The organism is Vibrio sp. SNU_ST1 (assembly GCF_030563405.1).
Lineage (GTDB): Bacteria > Pseudomonadota > Gammaproteobacteria > Enterobacterales > Vibrionaceae > Vibrio.
Map to the genome: position 1 here is coordinate 2,081,999 of NZ_CP130748.1, position 11,388 is coordinate 2,093,386.

Sequence of the window (11,388 nt, forward strand, 5' to 3'; positions counted from 1 at the left end):
TACTCCAATTGACGTCTTATTAGTGATGGCCTTCAGAAAAATCTGATGAGTGCTTCTGTAGATACTTCAGAACAAGAGCTTCTGTATCTGTATCGAAGTTAACAAATGCAATCATACCATCTAGCATGCCTACCCAACCGTTAGCACTGAAGTGAGCTTCATCTGGCTGTGAGTGACACGTTGAACAGTTAGATTGGTACGCTTGACCCGCTGCGTTCCAGATTGGATCGAAGTTATCAACCATAGACTCTTTCTTCATCCAAAGTGCTAGGTTAACTTCTTCCCATGGAAGGCCAGTAAGCTCATCTTCTTTCTTCTCACCAACAGTGATAACGTCACTTTGAGATACTTCTTTCGTCAAGATTGCAGTTGAGATGTTCATACCGAAGTCTTCTTGGATTACACGTCCGAAGCCTTTCGCTTTACGCCAACCGTCGATTTGAATCTTGATCATGTCGCCTTTTTCGTCGATCACAGCCACTTTACTTGCAGGGCTTAATAGACCCGCTTCAACTGTTGCTGTTTCATCTGTGTACATTGGTAGGTGACGAATAGAGATCACGTCAGAACCATTTGCGTAAGATGTGCTGCTTGCTACATTTTCTAGCTCGCCAACAATGCCGCTTGCTGATGCCATATCCTTTGGAAGGTTGTGAGCAATACCTTTATGACAGTCAACACAGCTTTGATCACGTTCTGCTGCATTCTTCATCTGGATACGCGCTGTTGGACGCATGTTCTCGAAGTCCATTGAATCGTAGTTGTGACAGTTTTTACACTCTAGAGATTTGTTCGAAGAGAAACGATCCCATTCGTGTTTAGCCAGTTCGATACGACGAGCTTCGAATTTCTCAGGTGTATCTAGGTCACCAAATACTTGAGCGAATACTTCTTTAGATGCTTGCATCTTACGAGCGATTTTTGCTGTCCATTCATGTGGAACGTGACAGTCAGGACAAGTAGCACGTACACCAGAAGTGTTTTTCCAGTGAACCGTTTCTTGTAGTTCTACGTACACGTTGTCACGCATGGTGTGACAGCTTACACAGAACTCTTCTGTATTTGTGTGCTCTAGAGCTGTGTTAAAACCGCCCCAGAAAATAACACCAGCGATAAAGCCACCCATAGTTAGTACACCAAGACTGATGTGTACTGCAGGGCGAGTCATTGTGCGCCATAATTTAACTAAAAATGATTTCATGTTTAGCTCTCTTAAATATTGATTTTAGAAAATGTTGTTACTAGAGGGCATTACATGCCGCCGTGAGCACCAGGAGGTCCGAATACAAACACTTGCAGTGCCCAAACTAGGAAGCCGTAACCGCCTACAAAAGCCACACTTAATATTGGAAAGAGAACCACCGCGATGAAGAGGAAAGACTTCCACTCCAACGAGCGTTTTTCGCCTGTTTCAATTTTATTAACATCACTCATACATTTTGCCTATTTTGTATTTAGTAATTTCGAATAACCCATTCTATGGGGCTAAAGTTCTTGAGTATCTAACAACAAATTTTAGACCATACACAAAGTAGGGTTCAATCAAATCCCCCGTTATAACCCTTGCTAATCAATACTTTTTTGAGGTCATCCAAACTTGTTTTCAGTTAAACAAAGTTATTAAAAAGTATTAACAAATGTGAAGAATTAAGTATGCTTCATAAATGTTAAAAGCCAACATTTACGCAACCAGATGGTAACTATTTTTAACCTTTTACCTACTAAGTAGTAGCCAAAAAAGTATCAAACAACCACTATTTCGTATGTTGTTTGTTAAATAATTGCGTATTTTTTGAATCGACGACTTTGAAGCTGAAATGCGTCATTTGGCACTTTCAGATATGATGTAGACCACTTAAAAGGAATCATTATGCAAGACATTATTGATATATCTTGGTGGCAGTTATTGTTCTTCAGCTCACTTCTCTTGCTACCCATTACCATCAACCACAAGTTAAAACTCGGCCTTGGCAAAGAGGCTTCTGTCAGCATAATTCGTATGGTTATTCAGCTATTTCTGGTTGGACTTTACCTAGAATACTTGTTCACCTTGAATAGCTTATGGGTCAATTTACTGTGGTTATTTGCAATGATCATCGTTGGGGCAAGCTCAATTGTTGAAAAATCTAGGCTCCCCAAAAACCTACTTTTAGCTCCTATAGCCGTTAGCCTTGCTGTAACTTGTGTACCTATTGTCTTGTTTATCTGCTTTTTCATCATTAAACCAACACCGATTTTTAACGCACAGTATCTTATCCCTATTGCAGGGATGCTGTTAGGTAATAGCTTAAGCAGTAATATTGTGGCATTGCAAAACTTGTTTGGGGCTTTTGAAACGCAGAAATCAGAGTACGAAGCGGCTATCGCTTTGGGCGCGTCTCCTTCCTATGCAGCCGCGCCTTTTGTTCGTAATGCGATACAGAAAGCGATGTCACCGATTATGGCCTCTATGGCAACGACAGGCTTAGTCACGTTACCGGGAATGATGACAGGACAGATCTTAGGAGGTGCATCACCGATGATCGCGATTAAGTATCAGTTGATGATCATGTTAGCTATCTTCGTGATGATGAGCTGCTCTTTAGCACTTGCACTTCAGCTCTCATTGAAGACATCTCTAACTAAAGAAGGCCGAGTTCTCGCGCAAATACAGCCTTCGAAATAGCCTCCCTACTCCACTTAGATCTGGTTACTCACTGAATTTGAGACAGGTTATCCACAGAAATTGTGGATAACCAAATCAATATAGATCCTTTTTCGTCCATTCCCACCTAGGGAAAGATCATTACCTTTGATCTTTGGGCGTTTTCAAAGACATATACACACACGGTGATCATCGCTATTGAGCGTTCACATGATAATTTGAGAAATGAACAAGTAGGTTTTCCACAAATAAAAACGGCCTGCAATGCAGACCGTCTTGTAAATGTCATAAGTCAGTTCAGTGTTTTCACTGAGTCCAGGTTACCAAATTAACTCGTAAACTGGATTAACCGAGTAATCGGAATTAATCACGAAACTTTTGCTTTGTGGATCACAAAGCCATTATTAGTCACGTAGGTAGATCAACCAGTACCACATACCAACAAAGATACCACCGCCAATGATGTTACCAATGGTAACGGGCAGCAAGTTGTTCATCAAAAAGTCCATCATGTTCAGATCAACATAGTCCGCAGGGTTAGCGCCTGTCATTGTCCAAAATTCTGCGGGAGCAAATGTTTTGATACCGATAGCTAAAGGGACTTGGAACATGTTGGCAATACAGTGCTCAAAACCGGCTGATACGAACATCGCAACAGGTAAAATCATAACTGCGATTTTGTCAGTCAGTGTACGTCCACTAAATGTCATCCATACCGCGATACAAACCAATACATTACACATGATGCCAAGCGCGATAGCTTGGATAAAATCATGGTGCATTTTGTGTTGGGAAATCGCCATGGCGTTCAAACCCACTTGCCCATGATCGAACATGTACTGTTTAGTCAGAAGCATACATGCCACCAGCAGCAATGCACCAATTAAGTTACCGACATAAACCGTGGTCCAGTTCTTAACTAATGTACGCCAGGTAATCTTGCCACTTGCGCGAGCAACAAGCGTCAACACAGAGCTGGTAAACAGTTCACCACCAGTAACAACAACAAGGATTAAGCCTAAGCTAAAAGCTAGACCACCTAATAAGCGAGTAATACCCCACGGTAAATCACCAGCACCAGTGGTTACGATGGTGTAGAACACAAACGCAATACCAATATGTATACCAGCTGAAATCGCTAGGAGAAAAGATTTGATTGGGTCTTTGGTTGCTTTACCTACGCCAATATCTGCAGCGCGCTCAGCCATTTGTGGCGGTAATAATGAGTCGAATTGGTTTAGATTCATGATGATTTACATTTTGAAACATGTCGTCGGGAGCGCGATAATCCTCTCTTTCATTTCTGAATTCAAGCGCTATTTTGGGTTCAAAATACCTCCCGAAACCTTGCTGTAAGGAAATAACCCAAGTTATTCCAAATTCATACAACTTTAGTAGTAAAAAGAAAACTCTGCTAAATGAGAGCATCTCAACATAAAAAATAACGTACCTTTATATATCAACAAGTTATAGATCTATAAAGAGAATGCCGCACACTATAACGATGGATTGAGCACACCCACCTCTAGATTTTGATATAGATCAACAGAAAGTAAAAAAGCGCCTATAGGCGCTTTTAAGTCAATCACAAATAAAGAAATTAGTTATGCTAAACCGAAGGTTCAATCACTTCTTCTGATGATTGTTCTAAGGGTGCATCCCCTAGGCTAGATTCAAAACTAGGATTAATCGCACCAGAGTCACTTTCGTTGGTAACTTTACCACCTAAGCTTTTCAAACTATCGACTAACTCTTCTAAGCTTTTTATATGAGCATCACTCTTGGTAATCTGCCCATCCAATAACTCATTGTGTTTAGTCGCTTCAGCCAATTTCTGTACTTGCTTCTGATTCTCGCTTTCTAACTTAGCAAGTTGCTTAGTCAAAGCTTCAATTTCTGACTTTAATGACGCCGTCATGTCCGAGCTTTTCAGCGTTTTAACACTCGCTACAATTTTTTGAGACTGAAGACGCAATACAACATCGCGGTGGTCTTCATCATTAACCACTCGTGAAATGCTCAATAACTGATTCTCGGCATTTAAAACCGATTGTTCAAATTTGTCACCTTTAATGCTCGCGAGCACTTTCACTTCATGAGCAACACTGCGCACGTGGTTCAATTCGAACTCCGCAGCGTGAACTGCGTCTTCAATGATCGACTTTTCACGGGGACTGGCTTTCACTTGGCTTTCTGCCAAAGCAATTTGAGATGCCGCTTTAGCAAACGTCAGTGGAACAACGTCATCGAAATCTTCATCTTCCAAGAACTCCAACTCATCCTTCAAAGGTTCGATGTACTTCTTGTGTGCCACTTTAACTTCTAACAAACTCGCGTTATTAAGAAACTCTACCTGTGCTTCCTGAGCGTCTTCAAGTTCATCGACAAGCACATATTCGAACAACTCGCTGTATTCTGAATACAAGCGCTTGTAGCTCGATGCAAACATAGTGTCGGCACCAAGAAACTTTAAGTAATCCATTTGCACTATCGAGTCGGCTAATACTCTATCAGCCTTCTCCTTTAACACTAAGATCGAGTCATAATTTGATCGAATCAACGCGATTTTTTCATCAAAGGCTTCTGCGTAAGTTAGTGTCGAAAAAATCGAGTAACTCTTGGTTAACTGTGTTTGATCTTTCAGTAAGTCCGCATAAATGCTTTCAGCATCATCCCAAGCGTCTAATAGTTCATTGTAATTCTCTGGAGCATAGAGAGACAATTGAGCGTGTTCTTCAAGCTTAGCCTCCCACTCGGAGTAAACACTTTGGACAGACTGAAATGAACGGACCTCTACTGTTGATTCATTGTCATTTGTGGTTTGGTTCGCGCCTGTCTGCTCTGAGGGTGTACTTTGACAACCTGAGATAGCAAATAGCATACTGATCGTTAATGCTACTTTGTTCACTCTCACTGATGCGTTTCCTTTTTATACAATATTAGCTGGATACAATATATTTCTAGTAACACAATATATTACAACCACTTCGCAATAAACATCGTTCAGAATTTAAGTGGCTGCAAATCACGCAATCTAACTAAAATAAACCCACCATACGACGATTAATCATTCAATTTGGTATCACTTATCAATTCTATTTATTTGCTATTGCTTGAGCCGTGAATGCGCACTAAGGTGAAGGTAGAGAACGTTATGAATATATAGGTTAATTATGAAGTACAACGCTGAACATATTGCTGATTTAAACCTCCTTCTTCAATTTGATGTAAGTAGCGCCGCTACTGGAATTAAAGTTCATCAAGAGGCTGCTCAAGAAACTCAAGACGCTGTTAAGCGCCTATTCGAAAAGAACCTTTGCACCCAGCCAGACGGTGGTTACCTAACAGATGAAGGTATCCAGATGGCAGAGCGCGCAGACAAGTTACTTCGCGTACTGAACTAAAACTCCACGGTTCTAGTAAAAACTCCACTCGCTTCGGCCGTGGAGTTTTTTCATTTTTGGGCAAAGGTTTGTTAGGCTTATCATAAATCCGTCATTTGCAGTTGTGAGGAACACATGGCTTCTATATTTATTGTTGGTGCAGGATGGGTCGGTGCACCTTTATCTGAACATTTAGAAAAACATGGTAACCAAGTTGTGGTCACGAAAACGACCCAAGCAGGCGCTGACGCTATTGGCAACGAACGCATTCCTTGTGAAGTGTTCAGCTTTGATGCAAAACAGCCTGAACGCTCTATTGGCCAACTCTACTCACTCCTATTGGAAAACAATACCGAGATAGTTATTGGTAGCTTTCCTCCCGGCTTTAGAAAAGGCGCTGGTGTCGAGTACGCCGACTATTGGCAACAACTGACTAGCGCTTGCCAGAAGGCAAACGTGAAAAAGCTCATTATGGTCAGTTCGACGACGGTATACCCAACCAAGCCCGGAGTTCTGTACGAGCAAGACGCCTCACTCACTCTTTCAACTTCAGCAGACGAGCAAGCATCCGCATTTTCGGACAATGCACGCGTGATGCTTCAGGCTGAACAATTGGTGATGGATTCCGGTATCGATTACACCATTCTTCGCTTCAGTGGGTTAATCGGCCCTAGTCGTCATCCATCTCGATTCGCAAGCAAGCTAAAGCAGGTCAGCTCTCAAGCGCCAGCAAACATGCTTCACCTTGATGATGCGATTGGTGCGGTCGATTTCGCTATCAATCAACTTCACAATGAAGTCGTAAATGTCACCACACCGAATACAGTGAGCAAGGCGGAGTTCTACGCAGCTGCACTAAAAAGTGCCAATAGCAGCGAGCCACTCCCTCCTATTGTCGACACCCCAGACAAGCTGATCTCTTCTAAAAAAATCCTCGGTTTAGGTTACTCGTTTAAATTCGATTCCACACTGGACGCACTTCATGACTGAGCAATCTACAGCTAAGAAAAATCCCAATATAAAACTGCATCGCTCAGTCGACACCCTTTGGAACTTTATGTCTATGGGTCACAAAGTTGCGCCTTCAGACTGTATATTTGTGTTGTGCAGTAACGACACTCGCGTTGCTGAATACGCAGCTGAGCTCTATCACCAAGGTGTAGCGCCTTATATTGTCTTTTCTGGTGGTGTGGGACGCTTTACAGAAGGGGGGGTTGAGCGTTCAGAAGCAGAAACGTTCGCTTCTATCGCACGAGACTGTGGTGTGCCTGACTTAGACATTATCATTGAGAAGCACGCGACAAACACTGGGGAAAATGTACGGTTTACCCACGAGCTACTGGCTCAGCGAGGATTATCACCGAAACGGCTGACTCTAGTTCAGAAGCCCTTCATGGAGAAACGCACTTACGCAACGTTCTGTAAGCAATGGCCTGACAAAACTTCCGAGATAACGGTGACATCACAATGGCAGAATTGGGATGATTACTTTAACGAAGAGTTGCCAATGGATATGGTGCTAGGCGCATTGATTGCTGATTATGAACGAATCAAATCCTACCCAGAGAAAGGCTTTCAGATTGAGATGCCGATCCCCGACGATGTTGACCACGCCTATCAAACATTGAAGAATCTCGGTTTCGAATAAAGCAAAAGATCGACTAAGAATAAAATAAAAGCTCGGCTTGGAATAAAACAAAATACAGGCTCAATAAACAAAAACGGTGACACTAGGTCACCGTTTTCTAATTTGAACGCTATTGGTTTTAGCAATACCGACTTATAGGCTGCTTATTTACCTAGCGCTTCTTTATAATGTAAACGGCAAGCCGAAACATATTGGTCATTGCCACCAATAGCGACTTGGTCACCTTCAGCAATCGCCACACCGTGCTCATCTGTACGAATTACCATATTGGCTTTACGGCCACAGTGGCAAATTGTTTTAAGTTCTACTAATTTGTCAGCCCAAGACAACAAGTAGCGGCTACCTTCAAATAATTCACCCAAGAAATCGGTACGTAAACCGTAGCAAAGTACTGGGATATGCAGTTTATCAACTACTTCTGTTAGTTGGTACACCTGCTCTTTCGACAAAAACTGACACTCATCGATCAATACACAATGACGCTTTTCTTCTTCGTTGAGCTTTTGAATTGCCTCAAACATATTGGTGTCGTTTTTAAACAATTGAGCTTCAGATTGAAGACCAATTCGTGAACTCACTTTACCGATACCATAGCGATCATCTAATGCAGCCGTAAAGATCACTGGTGTCATACCACGTTCTTGGTAGTTGAATGAAGATTGAAGAAGCGTTGTTGATTTACCCGCATTCATTGCCGAGTAATAAAAATACATCTGAGCCACAGAAATATTCCTGTTAATTAAAAGTTGAAGATAAAAAGGTGAAATTAGAGAATTTTTGCTAGAAAAAAGGGCTGAAAATCAGCCCTTTTTATCAGATTTACTTACGACGCCAAGTCGTACCTTCTGGACCATCTTCCAGAACAATACCTAGCTCGTTCAGCTTATCACGTGCAAGATCGGCATTTGCCCAATCTTTCGAAGCACGAGAATCGTTGCGCAGTTTGATCAACGCTTCGATTTCAGCGACTTCGTCATCGTTACCTGCTGCATCGCCTTGCAAAAACGCTTCTGGATCTTGATGAAGAATACCGATGATGTCTGCCAGTTCACGCATCAGTGCCCCTAGTGCACTTGCTTTTTCGATGCTTTCAGTCTTGATACGGTTGATTTCACGAGCCATTTCAAACAGCACTGAATAAGCTTCAGGTGTGTTGAAATCATCGTTCATCGCTGTAGAGAAACGAGTCACATACTCTTCACCACCAGCAGGGGCTGCGGTAACGTCTAGACCACGAAGTGATGTATAGAGACGTTCAAGTGATGCACGAGCTTGGTTTAGATTATCTTCGCTGTAGTTTAGTTGGCTACGGTAGTGACCAGACATTAGGAAGTAACGAACTGTCTCTGCATCGTAATGCTGAAGTACGTCACGGATAGTGAAGAAGTTACCCAGTGACTTAGACATTTTTTCTCTGTCTACCATCACCATACCGCTGTGCATCCAAGTATTCACATACTGGGTGCCATGTGCACAGCAAGATTGTGCTATTTCGTTCTCGTGGTGCGGGAACTGTAGATCTGAACCACCACCATGAATATCGAAGTGATTACCGAGAATAGACGAGTTCATTGCTGAACATTCGATGTGCCAACCTGGACGACCTGGACCCCATGGCGATTCCCACGTAGGTTCACCAGGCTTAGACATCTTCCAAAGAACAAAGTCTAACGGGCTACGTTTTGCAGAATCGATGTCAACACGGGCGCCAGCTTGAAGCTGGTCAAGATCTTGCTTAGAAAGCTTACCGTATTCGTCAAACTTCTTAACTTCGAACATCACGTCACCGTTGCTTGCAACGTAAGCAAAGCCACGTTGAATTAGCTTTTCTACTAACTCAATGATCTCTGTGATGAATTCAGTCGCACGAGGCTCGACATCTGGGCGTTTCATGTTCAATGCATCGAAGTCCGCGTGCATTTCACCGATCAGACGCTCAGTCAGAGAGTCACAAGACTCGCCGTTTTCATTAGCGCGCTTGATGATTTTGTCATCGATATCAGTGATATTACGAACGAAATTCAAATCGTAACCAAGGTAACGCAGGTAACGAGTTACCACGTCAAATGAAACGAACGTACGACCATGACCAATATGACAGAGATCGTATATGGTTACCCCACAGACATACATACCGACTTTGCCAGCTGTAATTGGTTTGAATTCCTCTTTCTGTCTTGTGAGCGTGTTATATATCTTCAGCATGATCTCTATCTATTTTATGGATTAATCAAAAATAAGCTCGCAGTATAACAAGTCATACCTTAATAGGTAATCCCCCTAAGCAGGAATTACCTCAAACATCCGAGTTAAGTTAATGATTTGGTGATTTGAAAGTCCGCCAACATGCGCTAGAATTCAAACTTCATATTAAAAAGACAGTAAGGTAACAATCATGATCATCCTTCACACAAATTTTGGTGACATCAAAGTTCAACTTAACGAAGAAAAAGCACCAGAAACAAGCGCAAACTTCCTACAGTATTGCCGTGACGGTTTTTACGACAACACGCTATTCCACCGTGTTATCGATGGTTTCATGGTTCAAGGCGGCGGCATGACTTCTGGCCTTAAAGAAAAAACAACTCGCGCGACTATCAAGAACGAAGCAAACAACGGCCTAGCGAACAAAGTGGGTACGCTAGCAATGGCTCGTACTATGGAACCGCATTCAGCGAGCTCTCAGTTCTTCATCAACGTTAACGACAACTCTTTCCTAAACTTCCGTAGCGAAAGCCTAGACGGTTGGGGCTACTGTGTATTCGCAGAAGTTGTTGAAGGCATGGACATCGTAAACAAGATCAAAGGTGTTAGCACTGGTTCTATGGGTATGCACCAAGACGTACCTCTGGAAGAAGTGATCATCACTGGTACTACAATCGAAGCTTAATTCACCGCTTTCGGTTAGTATTGATGAGCCGATAAAATCAGGATATAGGGAGCGAATCGCTCCCTTTTTTAGACCTATGAAAACATATTTTATATCAGATCTACACCTTGCTCCGTCACGACAAGACATCACAGACTGCTTCTTAACCTTCATGAAGAACGAGGCCGTAGAAGCGGATGCACTCTACGTGTTGGGCGATCTTTTCGAATTCTGGATTGGTGACGACGATACAAGCGAGTTCGCGAATTCAATTCGCCAAACGTTTATAGACTTAGTTAACACTGGCGTACCTTGTTATTTCACACAAGGTAACCGTGACTTTTTAGTTGGCAAAAAATTTGCGAAACAAACAGGCGTACAACTTCTAGATGAAGTGTCAACTATCGATATCTACGGACAAAAAGCAGTGGTATTGCATGGTGATACTCTGTGTACCGAAGATATAAAGTACCTCGCCTTTCGTGAAAAAGTTCATCAGCCCTGGTTACAATGGGTCTTTAATAGAATTCCATTTTTTATCAAAAAGAAAATTGTCTCCAAGGTTCAGTCTGATATCAAAGATGACAAGCAGACAAAGTCTCTCGATATCATGGATGTAACACAGCAAGAAGTCGAAAATGTGATGACACAACACAACGTCGATTTGATGATCCACGGTCATACTCACCGTCCAGACATACACACCTTTAGTGCCAATAATTGCACTAAAACCCGTATCGTATTGGGTGATTGGTATACTCAAGGATCAGTTCTGGTGTTCACTCCGCAAAGTTTTGAACTACAGAATCGCGAGTTTAGCAATCGCTTTTAGCATCACGCTTAA

The 11,388-nt window shown here is 42.3% G+C and carries 12 protein-coding genes; 6 read left to right on the plus strand and 6 right to left on the minus strand.

Features of this window, described 5'->3' with window-relative positions; genetic code table 11:
• Positions 1-19: 19 nt before the first annotated feature.
• Entirely contained in the window at positions 20-1,201 is a 1,182-nt protein-coding gene (gene torC / locus Q5H80_RS08995) for a pentaheme c-type cytochrome TorC (RefSeq protein WP_060982817.1), read from the minus strand.
• 50 nt (positions 1,202-1,251) lie between these two features.
• Complete coding sequence (torE, locus tag Q5H80_RS09000) at positions 1,252-1,434, minus strand: trimethylamine N-oxide reductase system protein TorE (protein ID WP_008222628.1); 183 nt, start codon at positions 1,432-1,434, stop codon at positions 1,252-1,254.
• A 436-nt stretch (positions 1,435-1,870) separates the two neighbouring features.
• Between torE and Q5H80_RS09005 the strand changes: the two genes are divergently transcribed.
• Positions 1,871-2,665, plus strand: coding sequence for an ABC transporter permease (locus Q5H80_RS09005; RefSeq protein ID WP_304564513.1), 795 nt, complete (start codon positions 1,871-1,873; stop codon positions 2,663-2,665).
• Positions 2,666-3,048: 383 nt separating this feature from the next.
• Here Q5H80_RS09005 and focA read toward each other — a convergent pair whose 3' ends face one another.
• Positions 3,049-3,891, minus strand: coding sequence for a formate transporter FocA (gene focA / locus Q5H80_RS09010; RefSeq protein ID WP_009848790.1), 843 nt, complete (start codon positions 3,889-3,891; stop codon positions 3,049-3,051).
• A gap of 362 nt (positions 3,892-4,253) precedes the next feature.
• Entirely contained in the window at positions 4,254-5,558 is a 1,305-nt protein-coding gene (locus tag Q5H80_RS09015; RefSeq protein WP_304564514.1) for an ATPase, read from the minus strand.
• Positions 5,559-5,817: 259 nt separating this feature from the next.
• Between Q5H80_RS09015 and Q5H80_RS09020 the strand changes: the two genes are divergently transcribed.
• The 3 genes from Q5H80_RS09020 to Q5H80_RS09030 all read left to right on the plus strand — a co-directional run bounded on the left by Q5H80_RS09020 (position 5,818) and on the right by Q5H80_RS09030 (position 7,675).
• Positions 5,818-6,048 (plus strand): TIGR02647 family protein, encoded by a 231-nt coding sequence (locus Q5H80_RS09020; protein ID WP_009848792.1) that lies wholly within the window; start codon positions 5,818-5,820, stop codon positions 6,046-6,048.
• Between the two features lie 114 nt (positions 6,049-6,162).
• A complete protein-coding gene (locus Q5H80_RS09025) occupies positions 6,163-7,017 on the plus strand; it encodes an NAD(P)H-binding protein (protein WP_304564515.1) in 855 nt (284 codons plus the stop codon).
• Positions 7,010-7,675, plus strand: a complete 666-nt coding sequence (locus Q5H80_RS09030) for a YdcF family protein (protein ID WP_304564516.1) — start codon at positions 7,010-7,012, stop codon at positions 7,673-7,675. The genes Q5H80_RS09025 and Q5H80_RS09030 overlap by 8 nt, the downstream gene beginning before the upstream one ends.
• Before the next feature lie 143 nt (positions 7,676-7,818).
• Here Q5H80_RS09030 and Q5H80_RS09035 read toward each other — a convergent pair whose 3' ends face one another.
• Both Q5H80_RS09035 and cysS read right to left on the minus strand, forming a co-directional pair.
• Positions 7,819-8,397 carry a thymidine kinase gene (locus Q5H80_RS09035; protein ID WP_009848795.1) on the minus strand — a complete coding sequence of 193 codons (579 nt, stop codon included), beginning with the start codon at positions 8,395-8,397 and terminating at the stop codon, positions 7,819-7,821.
• Positions 8,398-8,494: 97 nt separating this feature from the next.
• The gene (gene cysS, locus Q5H80_RS09040) at positions 8,495-9,880 is read right to left on the minus strand and encodes a cysteine--tRNA ligase (protein ID WP_086049697.1); all 1,386 of its coding nucleotides are present in this window, start codon (positions 9,878-9,880) and stop codon (positions 8,495-8,497) included.
• 190 nt (positions 9,881-10,070) lie between these two features.
• On the opposite strand from cysS, the gene Q5H80_RS09045 reads away from it, so the two are divergent.
• Together Q5H80_RS09045 and lpxH are read left to right on the plus strand one after the other, a co-directional pair.
• Positions 10,071-10,565: a peptidylprolyl isomerase gene (locus Q5H80_RS09045; protein ID WP_004734582.1), complete on the plus strand. Its 495-nt coding sequence runs from the start codon at positions 10,071-10,073 to the stop codon at positions 10,563-10,565.
• Positions 10,566-10,641: 76 nt separating this feature from the next.
• Positions 10,642-11,376, plus strand: a complete 735-nt coding sequence (gene lpxH / locus Q5H80_RS09050; RefSeq protein WP_304564517.1) for a UDP-2,3-diacylglucosamine diphosphatase — start codon at positions 10,642-10,644, stop codon at positions 11,374-11,376.
• Positions 11,377-11,388 lie beyond the last annotated feature (12 nt).

What these genes read in the sequence shown, in the direction of transcription:
- Q5H80_RS09020 (WP_009848792.1), top strand. Translation starts at nt 5,818, where the DNA reads ATGAAGTACAACGCTGAACATATTGCTGATTTAAACCTCCTTCTTCAA.
- torE (WP_008222628.1), bottom strand. Translation starts at nt 1,434, where the DNA reads ATGAGTGATGTTAATAAAATTGAAACAGGCGAAAAACGCTCGTTGGAG.
- cysS (WP_086049697.1), bottom strand. Translation starts at nt 9,880, where the DNA reads ATGCTGAAGATATATAACACGCTCACAAGACAGAAAGAGGAATTCAAA.
- Q5H80_RS09030 (WP_304564516.1), top strand. Translation starts at nt 7,010, where the DNA reads ATGACTGAGCAATCTACAGCTAAGAAAAATCCCAATATAAAACTGCAT.
- torC (WP_060982817.1), bottom strand. Translation starts at nt 1,201, where the DNA reads ATGAAATCATTTTTAGTTAAATTATGGCGCACAATGACTCGCCCTGCA.
- Q5H80_RS09045 (WP_004734582.1), top strand. Translation starts at nt 10,071, where the DNA reads ATGATCATCCTTCACACAAATTTTGGTGACATCAAAGTTCAACTTAAC.
- Q5H80_RS09025 (WP_304564515.1), top strand. Translation starts at nt 6,163, where the DNA reads ATGGCTTCTATATTTATTGTTGGTGCAGGATGGGTCGGTGCACCTTTA.
- focA (WP_009848790.1), bottom strand. Translation starts at nt 3,891, where the DNA reads ATGAATCTAAACCAATTCGACTCATTATTACCGCCACAAATGGCTGAG.
- Q5H80_RS09005 (WP_304564513.1), top strand. Translation starts at nt 1,871, where the DNA reads ATGCAAGACATTATTGATATATCTTGGTGGCAGTTATTGTTCTTCAGC.
- lpxH (WP_304564517.1), top strand. Translation starts at nt 10,642, where the DNA reads ATGAAAACATATTTTATATCAGATCTACACCTTGCTCCGTCACGACAA.